An 18,701-nucleotide genomic window follows, 5' to 3' on the forward strand; every position below is an offset into this window, starting at 1 on the left:
GTGACTCATGTGTTCGCCTGTGTTCGCCGTCACAGGAATCCGGCGGTTGAAGCCGCGGAGGAGTCGGCACCCGGGGGCGGACGGGCAGCAGTCAACGGGATCAGCACTGCGTCACATCCCGGACGCGGATCGCATAGCGTCCGGATCGGGTGTCTCCTAGGCTCGTACAGAGGGCACCCGCGTGTGGCCCCTGCATCCCCAGGGACGTTCGTAGGAAGGGAGCCCATCATGGCCGTAGACCCCACCGACCCGGAGACGTTCGAGGCCGAGGAGGCGCCGGAGGTGCAGGAGTTCGACGTCGAGGCGCCCGAGGTCGACGCGGCCGAGCAGCAGGCGGACCTCGCGCCGGACCGCGACGACCCGCTGACCGGCGTCGACCCGGACCGGGCCAACGAGGCGGACCTCGTGGAGCAGGCCCGGATCGTCTCGCTCGACGAGGACGACTACCGGTGACCCTCGCCGCCGACGGGCGAGCTGCTCCACCGGACGGGAAAGGGGCGGATTTTTGCCCGCTCTGACCGTGTTTGAAACCTTCGCAACCGCTTTCGCATCCGTCCGGTCCGTGAAATTCTGCGCTCTCACCGCGCACACCACGGTTACCGAAAAGTACGATGGCGACGCGGCCAGATCCGCATGTGGACGACTATGGGAGGCGGCGTGACAGCCATCGAGCAGACAGAGGCGGTTCGCCCGCGGGGCACACGCCTGCCGCGCCGTGCCCGACGGAACCAGCTCCTGGGTGCCGCCCAGGAGGTCTTCGTGGCCCAGGGCTATCACGCGGCGGCGATGGACGACATCGCCGAGCGGGCCGGCGTCAGCAAGCCGGTGCTCTACCAGCACTTCCCGGGCAAGCTCGACCTCTACCTCGCGCTGCTGGACCAGCACTGCGAGTCGCTCATCCAGGCCGTGCGCAACGCGCTCGCGTCGACGACCGACAACAAGCAGCGCGTCCGGGCGACCATGGACGCCTACTTCGCGTACGTCGAGGACGACGGCGGCGCCTTCCGTCTGGTCTTCGAGTCGGACCTGACCAACGAGCCCGCCGTACGCGAGCGCGTCGACAAGGTCACGAACGAGTGCGCGGAGGCGATCTGCGACGTCATCGCCGAGGACACCGGTCTGTCGCGCGCGGAGTCGATGCTGCTCGCCTCGGGCATGGGCGGCCTCGCCCAGGTGGTGGCGCGGTCCTGGCTGCACAGCGACCGCAGTGTGCCGCGCGACCAGGCGGTGCAGCTGCTCACCTCGCTGGCCTGGCGCGGCATCGCGGGCTTCCCGCTGCACGGCATGGACCAGCCGCAGCACTGACAGGCGTCTTTGTTCCCGCCCGATGTTCGCTCGTGGCGTTCTCGGGCGGAGCATGTACGTCCCCTCACCGGGCTAATGTGTGCTGCGTACGGCGCGGAAGGTCGCGCACATCACTGACCGTCGGAGGGACATAGCCGTGGAGGTCAAGATCGGCGTGCAGCACGCGCCCCGCGAGATCGTTCTGGAGAGCGGTCAGACTGCCGAGGAGGTCGAGCGCGTGGTCGCCGAGGCACTGGCCGGGAAGTCGCAGCTGCTGAGCCTCGTGGACGAGCACGGCCGCAAGCTCCTCGTCCCGGCCGACCGTCTCGCCTACGTCGAGATCGGTGAGCCGGCCCCGCGCAAGGTGGGTTTCGGCGCGCTGTAGGCGCACGCGTGGAGCGGGGCGGGACGGCTGTCGGCCGTACCCGCCCCGTTTGCGTCGCCCTCCCACGGACACCCCTCCCGTGTGGCCCTCGGCATCCTCGCCCGCGTTCCGCGTGGGCTTCGCCGTCCCTTGCCCCGGCTTCCCCTTGCGGCGCACCGGTTCCGCCACGGATGGAGCACACGTCGCCCACAGGGGTGGATTGGATTTCGCAGGTCAGGGGTAAGACGGGCTACGACCGATTTGGGCAGGCCGGCCACATGGGAGGGACCCCGACATGCTGCTGGAAGCATTGAGCTCCGCGATCCTCGGCCTGGCCCTGGCATGGGCGGCCGCACACCGCCTGCCACACCGCCTCCCGGCCCGCTCCCTGGTGCTGTCGACCGGAATCGCCGGCGCCCTCTTTGGGGCCTTCGTCATGCACAGCGCGCTGGAGGCGGGGCACGTCCTGCTCATCCTGCTCGGCGCCGTGATCGTCTCGGTGGCCTCGCTGTCGCTGCTGCTGCGCCCCGCGGGAAGACTGCGCCGCCGGTCGGCGACCGCGTGACGGGTCGCCGACGGTGGCGCTTCTGAGGACGCGGGTCGCCCGAAGGGCCTAGGCGGCCAGCCCCAGGGCGGCCATCCGCTTGGTGTGGGCCTCGGTGATCCGGGAGAACATCTTGCCGACCTCGGCGAGGTCGAAGCCGTCCGCGACCCCGCCCACCAGCATGGTCGACAGCGCGTCGCGGTCGGCGACCACCCGCTGGGACTGCGACAGGGCCTCGCCCATCAGCCGCCGCGCCCACAGCGCGAGCCGCCCGCCCACGCGCGGGTCGGCGTCGATCGCGGCCCGTACCTTCTCCACGGCGAAGCCGCCGTGCCCCGTGTCGTCGAGCACGGCCAGCACCAGATCGCGGGAGTCGGAGTCCAGCCGGGCGGCGACCTCCCGGTAGAAGTCGCTGGCGATGGAGTCGCCCACGTAGGCCTTGACGAGGCCCTCCAGCCAGTCCGAGGGGGCCGTCTGCTTGTGGAAGCCGTCGTACGCGGCGACGAACGGCTCCATCGCCCGCGTCGGCTCCTCCCCGATCTCGGCGAGCCGGTCGCGCAGCCTCTCGAAGTGGTGGAACTCCGCCGACGCCATCTTCGCCAGCTCCGCCTTGTCCGCCAGCGTCGGCGCCAGTTTGGCGTCCTCCGCGAGCCGCTCGAACGCCGCCAGCTCCCCGTAGGCGAGCGCACCGAGCAGGTCCACGACCGCGGCGCGGTACTGGGGATCGGCGGAGGCCGTCGCCCAGTCCCGGGCGGCGACTGAGACGGATGCGGCGGCGGCGGTGTCCGAGGCGTTGTCAGGCTTGTCAGAGCTCGTCATGAAGCGCACAATAACCCGCTTGCCGGGGGGCGTAAGGCCCTGGTCAATCACTGTGACGACGACTACGTGACCGAATCGGCCATCGCATGTGCGCGATTCCGGGGTATGGTGGTAATGCGCCTGCTGGTACGTCGACGTACCTCGACAGGCCGCACGTATGAGGATGCCCGGTCGGTGGCCCGATCGGCTCCGACCCGACAGCCCTCCCCGGCCGTCCGCCACAGTGCGTACGAGACCCGGAGGGGGACACCCTCAGCGGCACGAGCGCTAGAGCGTCGGCGCGGTCCCGTGCTCTACGGCCCGCCCGTAGGCAGCCGACGTCCCCGGCACGGTCTGACACGACCCCGCGCTCGCCTCGCGCCGCCCACACAGAAGAGGCAGCACCCTGACTACGTTCCGAGAGCTCGGAATCCTCCCCGAGACCGCCGAGGCCCTGGAAGCCGTCGGCATCACCACTCCCTTCCCCATCCAGGAGATGACGCTCCCCGTGGCCCTTTCGGGCAAGGACGTCATCGGCCAGGCCAAGACCGGCACCGGCAAGACGCTGGGCTTCGGCCTCCCGCTCCTCGAGCGCGTCACCGTCCCCGCCGACGTCGAGGCCGGGCGCGCGGCCCCCGAGGCCCTCACCGAGGCCCCGCAGGCGCTCGTCGTCGTTCCCACGCGCGAGCTGTGCACGCAGGTCACCAACGACCTGCTGACCGCGGGCAAGGTGCGCAACGTCCGCGTCCTCGCCATCTACGGCGGCCGGGCCTACGAGCCCCAGGTCGAGGCCCTCAAGAAGGGCGTCGACGTGGTCGTCGGCACCCCGGGCCGGCTCCTCGACCTCGCCGGTCAGAAGAAGCTGAACCTGAAGCACGTCAAGTCGCTGGTCCTCGATGAGGCCGACGAGATGCTCGACCTGGGCTTCCTGCCCGACGTCGAGAAGATCATCAACATGCTGCCGGTGCGCCGCCAGACGATGCTGTTCTCGGCCACCATGCCGGGCGCGGTCATCGGCCTCGCCCGCCGCTACATGTCGCAGCCCACGCACATCAGTGCCACGTCGCCGGACGACGCGGGCGCGACGGTCGCGAACACCAAGCAGTACATCTACCGCGCGCACAACATGGACAAGCCCGAGATGGTCGCGCGCATCCTCCAGGCCGATGGCCGGGGGCTGGCCATGGTCTTCTGCCGCACCAAGCGCACGGCGGCCGATCTCGCGGACCAGCTGAAGCAGCGCGGTTTCGCCTCCGGCGCGGTCCACGGCGACCTCGGCCAGGGCGCCCGTGAGCAGGCGCTGCGGGCCTTCCGCAACGGCAAGGTCGACGTGCTCGTCTGCACCGACGTCGCCGCCCGCGGCATCGACGTCGAGGGCGTGACGCACGTCATCAACTACCAGTCGCCCGAAGAGGAGAAGACGTACCTGCACCGCATCGGCCGTACCGGCCGCGCGGGCGCGAAGGGTACGGCGATCACGCTGGTCGACTGGGACGACATCCCGCGCTGGCAGCTGATCAACAAGGCACTGGAGCTGGACTTCAACGACCCGCCGGAGACGTACTCCACCTCCCCGCACCTCTACTCCGACCTCGGCATCCCCGAGGGTACGAAGGGCGTCCTGCCGCGCTCTGAGCGCACGCGCGCCGGGCTGGACGCGGAGGAGCTGGAGGACCTGGGCGAGCCGGGCGGCCGCGGGCCGCGCGGGCGCGGCGGCCGAGATGGCCGTGGCGACCGGGACGAGTCCCGTTCGGCCGATCGCGAGCGGTCGTCGCGTACGCCGCGTCGCCGTCGCCGTACGCGCGGCGGGGCCGCCGTGGACGGGGCTCCCGAGTCCGTCGGCACCACCGCCCCGGGCACCACGGCGACCGACGGTGCCATCGAGGCGGACGCCGTGACGGCTCCGCGCACTCCGCGCCGCCGCCGCCGGACCCGCGGCGGGGCACCGTCCCAGACTGCTCCGGTCGCGGCGGTCGAGTCGCCCGCGTCCGAGCAGGCGGAGAACGCCGTCGCGACGGCGGAGGGCACGGTCGCGGAGGCCGCCGAGGCGGCCGCGAAGCCGCGCCGACGCCGCACGCGCCGCGCGGAGACCCCGTCGGTGGAGACCCCGGCGGTGGAGACGGAGGCCGCGGTGACGCCGTCGGCGGCGGAGCCGGCGGTCGTCGCCGAGACCCCGGCCGCCGTGGATGCCGCGCAGCCCGACGCAGCCGCCAAGCCCCGTCGCCGCACCCGCAAGGCCACGGCGGCGTCCGCGGCCGAGTCGGCACTCGACACGGCCGAGGGCACCACCGAGTCCGCGCCGGAGCCGACGGAGACGAAGCCGCGGCGCACCCGCAAGGCGGCCGCGGCCGCGGAGAACACCGCCGAGACCGCCGAAGCGGCCGAGGCGGCCGAAGCCAAGCCGCGCCGTACCCGTAAGGCCGCTGCGAAGGCGGAGGCCGGCGTCGACACGGCCGAGGGGACCGAAGCCAAGCCGCGCCGCACCCGCAAGACGGCCGCGGCCGCGGAGAGCGCCACGGACACCGCCGAAGCGGCCGAGGCCAAGCCCAGGCGTACGCGCAAGGCGACGGCCGCGGCCGAAGCCGCCGTCGACACGGCGGAGGCCGCCGAGGCCAAGCCGCGCCGCCGCACCCGCAAGGCCGCCGAGACCGCGGACACGGCCGAGGTTGCCGAGGTGGCGGAGACCAAGCCGCGCCGGACGCGGAAGACCGCCGCCACGGCCGAGGCAGCCGTCGACACCGCCGAGGGCACGGACGCCAAGCCGCGCCGCCGCACCCGCAAGGCCGCCGAGGCCGCCCCGGCCGTCGCCGAGATCCCGGCCCAGACGGCTCAGGAGCCGGAGGCCGCCGAGGCCAAGCCCCGGCGGACGCGGAAGACCGCCGCCGCCGTTCCGGGCACGGAGGCAGGGGCGGAGGCGGCGGAGGCCAAGCCGCGCCGGACGCGCAAGACGGCAGCCGCTACCCCGGACGCGGAGGCGGCCGACTCCAAGCCGCGCCGGACGCGGAAGACCGCCACCGCGGCCGAGGCAGCCGTCGACACCGCCGAGGGCACGGAGGCCAAGCCGCGCCGCCGCACCCGCAAGGCCACGGAGCCGACGGAGATCCCCGCGCAGGCGGATCAGGAGCAGGAGCCCGCCAAGCCGCGCCGCACGCGCAAGGCCACGGCCGCGACGCCTGCCGCCGCCGAGGACACGGCGGAGGCGAAGCCCAGGGCGCGCCGCACCCGCAAGGCCACGGCCACCGCGGAGCCCACGGAGGGCTGACACACCCCTCCATGACGGCCCGGCCCCCACACAGGGGGCCGGGCCGTCGGCGTTCGACCCGGACGACAAGCCCCCACCCACCAAGCCATCGCCACGGCGGAGACCACTTACCTCCCCCCAGCCCGCCCCTCGATACGAAGCCGGACCCCCGGCACCGAACCCGAGCGACGAGCCCGGCCCCACCCCGCTACCCTCGCCCCGTGACGAGCCACCCCGCCTTCCCCCCGCCCCCGGGCGCCCGCGCCTACCCCTTGCACACCTCTCGCGGTGAGTTCGCCGTCGTCGACTCGGGGCCGAAGCCCGGTGCGGAGGGCAGGGGGGTCGTTCTGATGCTGCCCGGGTTCACCGGCAGCAAGGAGGACTTCGGGCTGTTGCACGAGCCGCTCGCGGAGCGGGGGTACCGGGTCGTCGCCGTGGACGGGCGGGGGCAGCACGAGTCGGCCGGGCCCCTGGACGACGAGTCGGCCTACGCGCAGCGGGAACTGGCGCGGGACGTGCTCGCGCAGGCCGAGGCGCTGGGCGGGGCCGTGCACCTCGTGGGGCATTCGCTGGGCGGGCAGATCGCCCGTGCGGCCGTGCTGCTCGACCACTCCCCCTTCCTGTCGTTCACCCTGGTCTCGTCCGGCCCGGCGGAGATCTCCGTCTCCCAGCAGCAGCGCGTGAAGCTGCTGCGGGACGCGCTGGCCGTGCTGTCGATGGCGGAGGTGTGGGAGGCCATCCAGGCCATGGGCCCGCCGGAGGAAGTGGGCGGACCTGCCCGCGGCCTCGGTGACCAGGACCAGTTGCGCCGCCGCTGGCTGGGTCACAGCCCTGCCCAACTGCTCGCGACGGGGCGCCAGTTGTGCACGGAGCCGGACCGCGTGGCCGAACTCGCCGCCGTACCGCTGCCGTTCCACGTGCTGTCGGGTGCGCACGACGACACCTGGCCGGTGGCGATCCTCGACGACATGGCCCGCCGGCTGGACGCGCGCCGCACGGTCGTCACGGGAGCCGAGCACTCCCCCAACGCCGACCGGCCCCTGCCGACGGCCCACGCCCTCGCGGACTTCTGGGACGGCCTCGGAAAGGGCCGGGGCCCTGCGGCTCGCGGGACGGCCTAGTGCCGCGGCGGGCAACGTTCGCCCGTGACGGAGCGGCGTCCGGTGCGTGCTCTCGGCGTGCCGGCCGGAAGCCCTCGTACTGGACGTACTCGGACTTTCGGCCGGTGCGGCGAGAGTGCGTGGCGGGCGTCGCGACGGGGCGAACGTTGCCAGCCGCGTCCCCAACCTCACTGGTCAGTACACCTAGCGCTGTGTCCGGCGGGACGGCACAGCGCTGTGTCCGGCAGGACGGCCTCATTCTGCATCCGCCGAGACGGCCTGATACGGCGTCTGCCAGGACGGCTCCCTACCGCGTCCGCCAGGACGGCTCCATACCGTGTCCGGCAGGACGGCTCAATACTGCGTCCGCAAGTGCTCCCAGAAGCCGTCACGCAGCGCACGCCGCAGATCCGCCTGGCCGCGCAGCGAGTACTGCAGGAGGCCCTCCGCCTCCACGAGCAGGTCCTGGTCCACCGAGCCGGGCAGGTAGGGGTGTCCGGGCAGCAGCTCGACGAGCGCGTCCCGGCCGCGTGCCGCCAGCCACTTCGCCGCGATCTGCGCGCCCACGAACCGCACCTTCTCGCGGGTGGGCCGTTCCGTCGTCGTCTCGTGAGCGGGGGCCGTGCGGCGGGAGACGTAGGGCTTGAAGAAGTCGAGGTCGAGGGTCCGCTGGCTGTCGACCTCCCAGAGCAGGGGCTCCGCCTGGTTGCGGCCGTCCGGCGCCTCGATGCCCCAGAGGTGGACGCGGGCGCCGTAGCCCTGGGCCGCCTCGACCGCCGAGACCAGGTCCTCGTCGCCGCCGAGCAGGGCCGCGTCGCTGATGGCGCGGTGCCGGGCGAGGGACTCCAGGTCGGAGCGGATGAGTGAGTCGACGCCCTTCTGCTGGTTGTTGGCGTTGAGGTTGCCGAGCCGCACCTTGACGTCCGGCAGTTCGGCGATGGTCTGCTGTTCGGCCGTGTGGATGCGGCGCCGGGCGCCGTCGTACCAGTAGACCCGCAGCAGCCGGCTGTCCGCGAAGATCGTGCGGGCCCGGTCGATGAGCGCGTCGATCAGCCCCTCAGCGTCCACGTCGAAGGCGCGGCGGTCCTCGGTGCCGGCGACGAGCCGCCCGGCGGCCGCGTACAGGTACCCGGCATCGACGAAGATCGCGTGGGTCGAGGGCGTCTTCGCCACCTCGGCGAGCATGCGCTGGAGCAGCTCGTTGGTGTGGTCGATGCGGGCGCTGAGGGCCGCGAGGTCGTCGTTCATCACCTCCATTGTCCCGGCGGTCACACTGCGAACACAACCGGTCCCGTTCGGTCCCGTAACCACACTCTTACGACTCGGTAATTAGTCGTTCGAAAAATTTCTTTAGCGTAGGGAATGTTTCACCCACCCGTCTCCGTTGACTCATACGGAACACCGAGTAGTTCTCCTCAGGAGGATGACCAGACGAAGGGAGAAGCCCTTGCGCTTCGAAATCATGCGACTCGACGACGTCGACGGCACGGCTGTGGACACGACCGTCGTGGACGCCGCCTCCGTCAACCGCATCGTTCAGCAGGCGGCCGCCATCGGGCAGCGCCTCTGGATCCGCCCGGCCGAGACCGCGGCCTCATAACGCGCGCAGCTCTCCCGTACGTGGAGCCCCCGCCCGGCATCGGCCGTGCGGGGGCTCCGCTGTTGCGGACCTCCGAGGTCGGGGGCGTACTGGCTGAGGGGCCCAGCGCGAGCCAGAACAGGACGGTTGAGCATGTCGGTGACGGACCGGTCGCACAGGGAACTGCATCACCATGCCGCCGCCGAGGCCGCGCGGCGCTACGAGGACTCCGCCGCCGAGCGCGAGCGGGTCGAGGGCCGGCTGGCGGCCGGTGTGCGGTTCCCGGACTCCCCGGACGCGCTCGCCGTCCGCGCCGACCGGATCCTCGACCGGGGCGGTCTGTCGCCCTCGGCGGTGGTGGCGGACATCCACCGCGAGGCCATGGGCCTGCTCGACGCCAACGAGCGGATCATCGACCTCTCCAACGAGCTCCAGGCCTGGAGCTTCCTGCCGCGCGGGGTCAGGGCGGGCGCCACGGTCGCCCGGATCACCCTGCGGCGCGGCGGCCGCGAGCTGCCGCACGGCACCGGCTTCCTGGTCTCGCCGCGGCTGCTGATGACCAACCACCACGTCCTGCCCGACGAGAGCTTCGCCCGGAACTGCTTCGCCGAGTTCAACGCCCAGGTCACGGCGGACAACGTGCCCGACACGGTCGTCCGCATGGAGCTCGACCCCGGGGCGTTCTTCACGGCGGACCAGCGGCTCGACTTCGCCCTGGTGGCGCTGGCGGCCACGCCGGACGGCCCCGCGCCGGGCGATCTTTTCGGCTGGAACCGGCTGAGCGTGCAGATCGGCAAGCTGGTGCTCGGCGAGAAGGTGAACATCATCGGCCACCCCTCGGGCCGGCTGAAGGAGATCGCGCTGCGTGACAACGCGGTGCTGGTACGCCTCGACGACTTCGTGCACTACACGACCGACACCGAACCGGGGAACTCCGGCTCCCCCGTCTTCAACGACCAGTGGGAGGTCGTGGCGCTGCATCACAGCGGGGTGCCGAAGAAGAACGACCAGGGCCGCGTCCTGCGCAAGGACGGCCGGCCCTGGCAGGAGGGCGACGGCGACGACGCCATCGAGTGGGTCGCCAACGAGGGCGTCCGGGTCAGCTCGATCCTCAAGCACCTGGCCGGCCTGGACCTCGACCCGGCGCGGCGCGCCCTGCTGGCCGAGATGGGCACGGACACCGGTCTGGATCAGGCCGTGCCCACCGCGTCGGCACTCCCCTCCACGGCCCCCGGCACACCGCCACGTGCGGCGGCGGTGCCGGGTGTCACGGCCCCGTCGGCGCCCACGGCCGGGAGCGAGGCCGCGGACCGTGGACCCCAGGTGGGGCTCCGGGCCCGCGGTACCGCCTTCGGCGGCCGTCAGCACCTGGTCTTCCTGCACGGCCGCGACCAGCAGGACAACCACCCCGACGATCTGCGCCGCACCTGGACGGCCGGCCTGAACCGGGGACTCACGCTCGCCTCGCTGCCCCCGCTGGACCCGCAGGACGTGTGGTTCCCGTTCTACGGCACGCGACTGCACGACCTCGTGAGTGGCAGGGAGAGCGTGGCCGAGCCCATCGGCCTCGACCGGCTGAGCGCCGCGGCTGCCGCCGAGGTGTTCGCCGCGGAGTCACCCACCGGCTCCTACGAGCGGCTGCTCTACGAGGCGGCGGCCCGGGCCGGCATGCCCCAGAACGGGCCGGCGGCGACGGAGGGCTTCGGCGCGGGTCTGGCCGGGGCGCTGCACCGGCCACTGAGCTGGCTGGCCGCCCGGTCCGACCTGGACGAGTGGACCATCGCCACGTTCCTGAGGGACGTCGACCTGTACCTCGGCGACGGCGCCGTACGGCAGGCGGTGCTGGACGGCGTCATGGAGACGATGCCCACGAGCGGCGAGCTGGTGCTGGTCACGCACAGCCTGGGCACGGTCGTGGGCATGGACCTGCTGAACCGGCTGCCCGAAGGCCTCGATCCCGTCCTGCTGGTCACCGCGGGCAGCCCGCTCGGGCTGGACGGCGTCAACGAACGGCTCCTCACCCGAGGCCCGCACCAGCCGCCCAGGGTGCGTGACTGGGTGAACGTCTGGTGCCCCACCGACGCGGTGGCGATCGGCTGCCCGCTGGCGGACGAACGGTGGGGGAAGGTCACCCAGCTGGCCGTCTCCAACGGCCGCGACCGCGCGCACAAGATCGACGAGTACCTCGGGCATCCCGGACCGGCCCGCGAGATCCGCGGCGTCCTGAGGCCCTGACGAGAATCGTCAGCTCCCCTGGATCACCTGGGTGACGCCGTTGATGATCTGCTGCACGGCGATCGCGGAGAGCATCATGCCGGCGAGGCGGGTCACCAGGACCACACCGCCGTCCTTGATGATCCGGATGATCACCAGCGAGTAGCGCATGACCAGCCACAGCACGACGTGGATGGCGAGGATGGCCGCCCACACGGACACCTGAGCGGTGACGCTGTGGGCCTTCTGCACGGCGAGGATGACCGACACGATCGCCCCGGGTCCGGCCAGCAGCGGCATGCCCAGCGGTACGAGGGCGACGTTGACGTCCTTGGTCTGCTTGGGCTCGTCGGTCTTCCCGGTGAGCAGGTCCAGCGCGATCAGGAGGAGCAGCAGACCGCCCGCGATCATCAGCGCGGGCACGGACACGTGCAGATAGTCAAGGATCTGGTGGCCGAGGAGCCCGAACACGGTGATCACACCGCCGGCGACGCAGACGGCCTGGAAGGCCATCCGCTTCTGCACCTTGCCGGGCCGGCCGGCGGTGAGGGCGAGGAAGATCGGTGTGATCCCGGGGGGATCCATGATGACGAAGAGGGTCAGGAACAGGGAGCCGAAGACGGCGAGGTCGAACATGAGCGTGATGGCCTTGCGGTATGGGTGGAACGGCGGAGCACGGGGTATCGGCACCGCTGTGGGCAGGCGTTCCTCAGAGAGTCCCCTCAGGCCCTTGTGTGACCGGGGGAGGAACGGGTGGGCACGGCGAACAGCGCCGAGTGCCTGGAATGGATCTGGAGCAGGGGAACCTCAGACGGCCCCGCCGGCCCCGGGCACCGGGAACGCCCCGAAGGCCCGCCGCGTGATCTCGCCGTACACCTCGGGATCCGTCGTGTACTCGCCGAGCACGCAGGTCTTGCGGCTGCCGTGGTAGTCCGAGGACCCGGTCACGAGAAGGCCGAGCTCCTTCGCCAGGCCCCGCAGCCGCGCCCGCGTGTCCGCGTCGTGGTCCATGTGGTCGACCTCGATGCCGTCCAGTCCGGCCGCGGCCATCTCGGCGATGGCGGCCTCCGGCACCGTGAGCCCCCGCTTGCTCGCCCCGGGGTGCGCGAACACCGCGACCCCACCCGCGCCCTTGATCAGGCGGATCGCCTCGAAGGGGTCGGTCTCGTGCTTCTCCACGAAGACCCGGCCGCCGTCGGCCAGCCAGTCCTGCGTGAAGGCGTCGTTCACGGTGGGCACGACACCCAGCTCGACCAGCGCGCTCGCCACGTGCGGGCGTCCGACGGACCCCTCACCGGCGATCCGCGCCACCTGCTCCCAGGTCACCGGCACGCCCAGCTCCCGGAGCTTGGCGATCATGCCCTGGGCGCGCGGCACCCGGTCGTCCCGGACCAGCTCCCGCTCGGCGAGCAGGGCCGGCTCCTCGGCGTCGAAGAGGTAGGCCAGCATGTGCATGCTGACCCCGTCGATCCGGCAGGAGAGCTCGGCGCCGGTCACCAGCGTGAGCCCCTCGGGCAGCGCGGCGATCGCCTCGGCATACCCGCGGGTGGTGTCGTGATCGGTGAGCGCGACGACGTCGAGCCCCGTGGCGGCGGCCTTCCGGACCAGCTGCGCGGGCGAGTCCGTGCCGTCGGAAGCGGTGGAGTGGGTGTGCAGATCGATACGCACGACACGGACTCCAGACGCGACGGCAGCAACAGGACTGCTCAAGGATAACCGGATTTTCAACGACCGCTGTCACACCCGAATCCGGCAAGCGCCCCCTACACCAACGCGTCCTGAAGGGGCGCGGAGAGCTGCGCGACCGGCCACAGCCGGCCGGCAGCGGCCAACGCCGCCGAACCCACGCCCCCGCAGGCGCTACGGCTGAAGCAAGCGCGGTGACAACGCCCCACACGGCACCAGCTCCACCTCGGCCCCCGCCTCCCGCAGATCGGCCAGCACCAGTTCGTCGTACATCAGCAGCCCGGACTGCTCGGGCCACACCACGGCCCACAGCCACATCCCGAGCGCCTCCCCCGCGAACACCGCACGGTCGCCCGGCGCCCCGGCCACGTGCCACAGCGGTGTGGGACGCCCGGCGGCCAGCACCTTGGCCTGCGGCGGCTTCTCGACGTCCATGTGCGGCCCCGGGTCCGGCCCGTCCATGCCCGCGTAGCGCGCCCCGAGCCCGACGCCGAGCTCCTCGGCCACCAGGATCAGCTCGCCCATCCCGCCGAGCGGCCCGGGTCCCGTGCAGGCCACGGCGGTCGCGCGGCCGCCGGTGCGGTCGTCCCCCGCGCAGGCCACCCCCGTGAACAGCCACCCCACCGGCAGCGGCCAGGGCATCCACAACGGCACCCGGGTGCGGTGCACCACGACGTTGAGGGCGTCGACGCTGGGCGGTATCACGGGCTGCACCGGATGAACGGTGCCGTGCACATCGCACTGCCACGAGTCGGAGAAGAGGCCGGGAGCCCTGACCCGGCCACCGCACTTCGGGCAACTGGGTTCGCCCCTCATAGGGCCCCACGGTCCTACCCGCGCCCCGCCGCGTCAAGGACGATCACCCATCCGGACGGAACCCTTCACCGGCAACATTAGATGTAACTTGCATTAATTAGCGTGGCTAACTTAGTGTGTGCATATACCAACTATCTCGTCTCGGGAAAGGGAGCAAGCAATGGACTCCTTCGACGCCGGAGCGGGCGGCCTCCTGAAGCAGCCCAAGTCCGTGTGGGCGACCGCCGGGGCGTCGGTCGTCGCCTTCATGGGCATCGGGCTCGTCGACCCGATCCTGCCGTCCATCGCACAGGGCCTGAACGCCACGGCCGGCCAGGTCTCCCTGCTCTTCACCTCGTACTTCCTCATCACCGCCGTCGCGATGCTGGTGACCGGCTTCGTCTCCAGCCGGATCGGCGGGAAGAAGACGCTGCTGCTCGGCCTCGCGTTCGTCGTGGTGTTCGCCGGGCTCGCGGGCACCTCCGGATCCGTCGGCGAACTCGTGGGCTTCCGGGCCGGATGGGGCCTCGGCAACGCGCTGTTCGTCTCCACGGCCCTGGCGGTCGTCGTCGGCGCCGCGGCCGGCGGCAGCGCCGCGGCGATCCTGCTGTACGAGTCGGCCCTCGGCCTCGGCATGGCCTGCGGCCCGCTGCTGGGCGCCCTGCTCGGCGACGCCAGCTGGCGCTACCCGTTCTTCGGCACGGCGTTCCTGATGGCCGTCGGCTTCCTGTGCATCACGGTGTTCCTGAAGGAGCAGCCGAAGCCGGCCCGCAAGACCTCGCTGCTGGACCCGCTCAAGGCCCTCGGCCACGGCGGCCTCGCCTCCGCGGCGGTCTCGGCGTTCTTCTACAACTACACGTTCTTCACCGTGCTGGCCTTCACGCCGTTCGTGCTGAACATGAGCCCGTACCGGTCGGGTGCGGTGTTCTTCGCCTGGGGCGTGCTGCTCGCCGTCTTCTCGGTGATCGTCGCCCCGCGGCTCCAGAAGCGGTTCGGTTCACTGAAGGTGCTCGGCGGTTCGCTGGTACTGCTGGGGGCCGACGTGCTGGTGCTCGGCTACGGCTCGCACACCACCGCCGTCGTCTGCACGATCCTGTCCGGTGCTTTCATCGGCGTGAACAACACCGTCTACACCGAACTGGCCCTCGGTGTCTCCGACGCCCCCCGCCCGGTGGCGAGCGCGGGCTACAACTTCGTGCGCTGGTTCGCGGCGGCGGCGGCTCCGTACTTCGCGCCGAAGATCGAGGAGTGGACCGACCTCCACATGCCGTTCGTGGTCGCGGCGGTCACCGCGGTCGCGGGCGCCGCCGTGGTCGTCGTACGGCGCAAGGCCCTCACGAGCGAAGCAGAAGAGCCGGAGCCGAGGCACGCGACCGAGGACGGCGTCGCCGTCTTCGCCAACTGAGGCCGCGCAGCCGGAGTTTGGTGAGCTTCCTCACTCCAGCGGGACGGACTTCCGGGACGGATCCCGGAGGTCCGTCCCCTGGTTCAGCCACCTCTCCTGCAACGCCTGCGCACCGTGCACACGCTTCCAGGCCGCCTCGTTCGGGGTCATCGGCAGCAGCGGCAGGAACCGCACGGGATCGAGGGGCTCGTCCAGCTCCAGGTCCTCGACCAGACCGCCCGGCTCGGCGACCAGGACCGAGGTGAAGGGAGCGCCCGGCCACAGCGGCTCACCGACGTCGAGGGACGCGCCGGGAGCCACGACCAGGCCCTCCACCTGCGGAGACGCGGCGAGTACGGCGAGTGGCCGGAGCACCTTGTCGGTGTCGGCGAGACCGGAACGGACCGAGAGGACCAGCTCGGCGCGCGGGCCCTTGACCGGGTCGGCGACCACCGCCGTGGGGTCCGTCATGGGGTGCGCGGACATGCCCAGCGAGGCGTAGCGGACGATGTCGCCCTCCTGGAAGCGGAGCACCTCGATGCGGTCCGTGCCGAGGAAGGTGACCGCGGCGCGCGCGTCCGGTTCGCCCAGTGCCGTGCGCAACCGGGCTTCGACCAGAGGAAGAACATCTGCCATGCGGCGAGCATAGAACTCGCCAGTAGCGGGCAAAGCAGCACCTTGACAGTTGTGTCGGCTGCTACTCTTGCCCGGTGGTTCGGGGCAGCACGCAGAAGCGTCGCGATCAAGCTCCGACGCCGAAGGAACTCCCTTACGAGGGACCGGCCGGAGGAGGTGGGGCTGCAATGGATCGAAGTCGACCGTGCAGTAGCACCACGCTCTTCGCGCCGCCGATGTAGCTGCTTCTGTCCCTGGCTGCCACCTCTCGCACTCGCTTCACCGCGGAAGAGCGCTTCGTTTCGCTTTGCCTGATCTGCCTCAGTAGCTGAATCAGTGACCAGACCGGCCACCGCGACGATGCGGTGCTCCCCGCTTTGTGGACGTGCGAAACATCCGTGGTCACAACGTCCTCATTCCGGGTAGTTCCACCCGTCGCCGGCGCCGTTCGTCGCACGCCCGCGAAGGAGCCCGCCATGTCGATGATCCGCGACCTGCGCGCCGTTGTCCGTCCGTCCCGTGTGTCGCTGCGCAAGGAGGGCGGCACCTACGACGCCACCCGCAGCCCCGCCGCCGCCTCGGCCGTCGTCGACTGCGCCGTCTACCGGGACGGCCGCCGCATCGAGACCGGGACCGCCCTGACCCCGCACGAGGCGGTGCGCCTGGTGCGCCGCGACGGGGGTTTCGTGTGGATCGGCCTGCACGAGCCGACGGAGGCCGAATTCTCCGGCATCGCCGGTGAGTTCGGGCTGCACCCGCTGGCCGTGGAGGACGCCGTCCAGGCCCACCAGCGGCCCAAGCTGGAGCGCTACGACGACTCCCTCTTCACGGTCTTCAAGACCATCCACTACGTCGAGCACGACCAGCTCGACGCCAACAGCGAGGTCGTCGAGTCCGGCGAGGTCATGTGCTTCACCGGACGGGACTTCTTCATCACCGTCCGGCACGGCGGGCAGGGCTCCCTGCGCGCCCTCAGGCACCGCCTCCAGGACGACCCCGAGCTGCTCGCGAAGGGCCCCTCGGCCGTGCTGCACGCCATCGCGGACCACGTCGTCGACGGGTACATCGCCGTCGCCGACGCGGTGCAGGACGACATCGACGAGGTGGAGACCGAGGTGTTCTCCCCGGGGCGCAAGGGCTCGCCGCGCGGTTCGGACGCCGGACGGATCTACCAACTCAAGCGCGAGGTGCTGGAGTTCAAGAGGGCCGTGTCGCCGCTGCTGCGGCCCATGCAGTTGCTGAGCGAGCGGCCGATGCGGCTGATCGACCCCGACATCCAGAAGTACTTCCGGGACGTCGCCGACCACCTGGCCCGCGTCCAGGAGCAGGTCCTCGGCTTCGACGAGCTGCTCAACTCCATCCTCCAGGCCAACCTCGCGCAGGCGTCCGTCGCCCAGAACGAGGACATGCGCAAGATCACCTCGTGGGCGGCGATCATCGCCGTGCCGACGATGGTGTGCGGTGTGTACGGCATGAACTTCGACCACATGCCGGAGCTGCACTGGCGCTACGGCTACCCGGTGATCCTCGGCTTCACCGTGGTCGTCTGCCTCGGCATCCACCGCACGCTGAAGCGGAACGGGTGGCTGTGAGCGGCCTGGTTAGGCTGGGCCCATGACAAGCGAGCTGCTCGACCAGGCCCTCGTCGAGGAGGCCACGAAGAAGTCCGGCCTCGTCTGGGTCCAGGGCCCCGGCGGCCCGGCGCGTGCGCTGTGGCACGTGTGGCACGAGGGTGCCGCGTGCCTGGTCGGCGACGGGCCGGGCGAGCAGCCGCTGCCGGGTCTCGCCGACGGCACCGAGGCGACGGTGACGGTCCGCAGCAAGGACAAGGGCGGCCGGCTGGTCACCTGGACGGCGCGGGTCGTCGAGCTCGCGCCGGGCTCCGAGGCGTGGGACGCTGCGGTCGCCGAGCTCAAGGGCAAGCGGCTGAACGCACCGGACGGCGAGGGCATCACCGGCCGCTGGGCCCGCGAGTGCCGGGTGCTGCGCCTGGAACCGACGGGGACGACGGCGCCGCTGCCCGACGGCTCCCTGTCCGAGCCTCCCCTGCCGTCCCCGGCGATCACCCGTCGGCCGGCCCCGGCGGGTCTGCCCCGCCTGCTGCTGAAGAAGCGCAAACGGACCTGACGGCCTACGACGAGGGCAGCTGCTTGCCGTAGTCCACCGTCTCGTTCCGCTCCGGCTCCCTGAGGGAGAAGTCCTCGCCCCAGGCGGAGAACGTGAGGGTGCCCGCCCCGCCGGCCCGTTCCAGGCGCAGCGGGTACGGCTTGCCCTCGAGGGAGACCTCCAGGGTGCCGCCGGAGCCCTTGTCACCGGTGACGCGGATGGTGCGGACGCCCGCCTCCTCGTCGTGGCCGTCCGTCGCGAGCGTCCCGTGCAGGGTCAGCAGACCGTCGAGGAGGAGAGCCTTGTCCGTGAAACCGCTGAACTTCTTGTACGCGGGGTCGCCCTGCGGCACCTTCACGAACTTGCCGTCGAGCTTGGAGGCCGCCGCCGCGTCCGCCTCGCCGCCCTCCTCCTGGCCGCTGCCGTGAGTCCAGAACTCGGCGTCCGCCTTGACGTAGAGCTGCTCGCCGATGCGCAGCAGCTTGAAGGTCGCGCCGTTGCCGGTGACCGAACCGTCGCCGCCGTCGTCCTTCAGCCGCATGTCGAGCGTGTACGTCCGCCCGCCGCTGACGACGTTGCCGTGCACCCGGACCGCCCCCGCGGTCTCGGCGGCCGACCGGGTCTTGCCCTGGATCTTGGCGGCGGGGAGTCTGCCGACCCCGTTGGTGCCCTCGTTCGGATCCTCCGCGCAGCCGGTGAGCACCGTTCCCGTCACGAGCAGCGCGCACACCGCGCTCGCGAGTACGGCACTGCGGCCACGGTTCTGGCGAATCGGAGTCACAGGTGGGGCTGCCTCTCTGACGGGAGACCTGAACGGCGTACCGCAGGGTACCGGGGTCGTGCGGGCGGATCGGAGCCAGTCCGTCCGGACCGGCCGCCCACGCGCCACCGATCAGGACGGGCTAGCCTGAAGCCCACCCGAGCGGGCAATTCGGAAGACACAGGCACAAAGACAGCCACAACGACAGCAACGAACCACCCCGCACGAAAA

The 18,701-nt window shown here is 71.6% G+C and carries 18 protein-coding genes; 11 read left to right on the forward strand and 7 right to left on the reverse strand.

Features of this window, described 5'->3' with window-relative positions:
- Positions 1 to 228: 228 nt before the first annotated feature.
- From AB0937_RS14830 to AB0937_RS14845, 4 genes are all read left to right on the forward strand, one after another.
- Positions 229 to 453 carry a hypothetical protein gene (locus AB0937_RS14830; RefSeq protein WP_366711937.1) on the forward strand — a complete coding sequence of 75 codons (225 nt, stop codon included), beginning with the start codon at positions 229 to 231 and terminating at the stop codon, positions 451 to 453.
- Positions 454 to 657: 204 nt separating this feature from the next.
- Positions 658 to 1,305 carry a TetR/AcrR family transcriptional regulator gene (locus AB0937_RS14835; protein WP_351627601.1) on the forward strand — a complete coding sequence of 216 codons (648 nt, stop codon included), beginning with the start codon at positions 658 to 660 and terminating at the stop codon, positions 1,303 to 1,305.
- A gap of 136 nt (positions 1,306 to 1,441) precedes the next feature.
- The gene (locus AB0937_RS14840; protein ID WP_030854792.1) at positions 1,442 to 1,669 is read left to right on the forward strand and encodes a DUF3107 domain-containing protein; all 228 of its coding nucleotides are present in this window, start codon (positions 1,442 to 1,444) and stop codon (positions 1,667 to 1,669) included.
- A 274-nt stretch (positions 1,670 to 1,943) separates the two neighbouring features.
- The gene (locus tag AB0937_RS14845; RefSeq protein ID WP_366711939.1) at positions 1,944 to 2,213 is read left to right on the forward strand and encodes a hypothetical protein; all 270 of its coding nucleotides are present in this window, start codon (positions 1,944 to 1,946) and stop codon (positions 2,211 to 2,213) included.
- A 48-nt stretch (positions 2,214 to 2,261) separates the two neighbouring features.
- Here AB0937_RS14845 and AB0937_RS14850 read toward each other — a convergent pair whose 3' ends face one another.
- Positions 2,262 to 3,011, reverse strand: a complete 750-nt coding sequence (locus AB0937_RS14850; protein WP_366711940.1) for a ferritin-like domain-containing protein — start codon at positions 3,009 to 3,011, stop codon at positions 2,262 to 2,264.
- A 475-nt stretch (positions 3,012 to 3,486) separates the two neighbouring features.
- Here AB0937_RS14850 and AB0937_RS14855 point away from each other — a divergent pair, with 475 nt between their 5' ends.
- Both AB0937_RS14855 and AB0937_RS14860 read left to right on the forward strand, forming a co-directional pair.
- The gene (locus AB0937_RS14855; protein WP_366711942.1) at positions 3,487 to 6,252 is read left to right on the forward strand and encodes a DEAD/DEAH box helicase; all 2,766 of its coding nucleotides are present in this window, start codon (positions 3,487 to 3,489) and stop codon (positions 6,250 to 6,252) included.
- Positions 6,253 to 6,452: 200 nt separating this feature from the next.
- Entirely contained in the window at positions 6,453 to 7,352 is a 900-nt protein-coding gene (locus AB0937_RS14860) for an alpha/beta hydrolase (RefSeq protein WP_366711944.1), read from the forward strand.
- Positions 7,353 to 7,685: 333 nt separating this feature from the next.
- On the opposite strand, the gene AB0937_RS14865 is transcribed toward AB0937_RS14860, so the two are convergent.
- Positions 7,686 to 8,579, reverse strand: a complete 894-nt coding sequence (locus tag AB0937_RS14865; protein ID WP_366711946.1) for an NYN domain-containing protein — start codon at positions 8,577 to 8,579, stop codon at positions 7,686 to 7,688.
- Between the two features lie 199 nt (positions 8,580 to 8,778).
- Between AB0937_RS14865 and AB0937_RS14870 the strand changes: the two genes are divergently transcribed.
- A complete protein-coding gene (locus tag AB0937_RS14870; protein ID WP_366711948.1) occupies positions 8,779 to 8,931 on the forward strand; it encodes a hypothetical protein in 153 nt (50 codons plus the stop codon).
- Positions 8,932 to 9,063: 132 nt separating this feature from the next.
- Positions 9,064 to 11,145: a serine protease gene (locus AB0937_RS14875; RefSeq protein WP_366711949.1), complete on the forward strand. Its 2,082-nt coding sequence runs from the start codon at positions 9,064 to 9,066 to the stop codon at positions 11,143 to 11,145.
- A gap of 9 nt (positions 11,146 to 11,154) precedes the next feature.
- On the opposite strand, the gene AB0937_RS14880 is transcribed toward AB0937_RS14875, so the two are convergent.
- From AB0937_RS14880 to AB0937_RS14890, 3 genes are all read right to left on the reverse strand, one after another.
- Positions 11,155 to 11,760 (reverse strand): MarC family protein, encoded by a 606-nt coding sequence (locus AB0937_RS14880; RefSeq protein ID WP_366711950.1) that lies wholly within the window; start codon positions 11,758 to 11,760, stop codon positions 11,155 to 11,157.
- 171 nt (positions 11,761 to 11,931) lie between these two features.
- A complete protein-coding gene (locus AB0937_RS14885; protein ID WP_366711952.1) occupies positions 11,932 to 12,792 on the reverse strand; it encodes a PHP domain-containing protein in 861 nt (286 codons plus the stop codon).
- 192 nt (positions 12,793 to 12,984) lie between these two features.
- Complete coding sequence (locus tag AB0937_RS14890) at positions 12,985 to 13,626, reverse strand: DUF6758 family protein (RefSeq protein WP_344458643.1); 642 nt, start codon at positions 13,624 to 13,626, stop codon at positions 12,985 to 12,987.
- Positions 13,627 to 13,786: 160 nt separating this feature from the next.
- On the opposite strand from AB0937_RS14890, the gene AB0937_RS14895 reads away from it, so the two are divergent.
- Positions 13,787 to 15,010, forward strand: coding sequence for an MFS transporter (locus tag AB0937_RS14895; RefSeq protein WP_366711954.1), 1,224 nt, complete (start codon positions 13,787 to 13,789; stop codon positions 15,008 to 15,010).
- A 30-nt stretch (positions 15,011 to 15,040) separates the two neighbouring features.
- Here AB0937_RS14895 and AB0937_RS14900 read toward each other — a convergent pair whose 3' ends face one another.
- The gene (locus AB0937_RS14900; RefSeq protein WP_366711955.1) at positions 15,041 to 15,625 is read right to left on the reverse strand and encodes a suppressor of fused domain protein; all 585 of its coding nucleotides are present in this window, start codon (positions 15,623 to 15,625) and stop codon (positions 15,041 to 15,043) included.
- A 455-nt stretch (positions 15,626 to 16,080) separates the two neighbouring features.
- Here AB0937_RS14900 and AB0937_RS14905 point away from each other — a divergent pair, with 455 nt between their 5' ends.
- Together AB0937_RS14905 and AB0937_RS14910 are read left to right on the forward strand one after the other, a co-directional pair.
- Positions 16,081 to 17,196, forward strand: coding sequence for a magnesium and cobalt transport protein CorA (locus AB0937_RS14905; protein WP_366711956.1), 1,116 nt, complete (start codon positions 16,081 to 16,083; stop codon positions 17,194 to 17,196).
- Positions 17,197 to 17,218: 22 nt separating this feature from the next.
- Positions 17,219 to 17,731, forward strand: coding sequence for a hypothetical protein (locus AB0937_RS14910; protein WP_366711958.1), 513 nt, complete (start codon positions 17,219 to 17,221; stop codon positions 17,729 to 17,731).
- A gap of 4 nt (positions 17,732 to 17,735) precedes the next feature.
- On the opposite strand, the gene AB0937_RS14915 is transcribed toward AB0937_RS14910, so the two are convergent.
- Positions 17,736 to 18,491, reverse strand: a complete 756-nt coding sequence (locus AB0937_RS14915) for a hypothetical protein (protein ID WP_366711959.1) — start codon at positions 18,489 to 18,491, stop codon at positions 17,736 to 17,738.
- Positions 18,492 to 18,701: the final 210 nt, after the last annotated feature.

Source organism: Streptomyces sp. NPDC047880 (assembly GCF_040706515.1).
GTDB lineage: Bacteria > Actinomycetota > Actinomycetes > Streptomycetales > Streptomycetaceae > Streptomyces.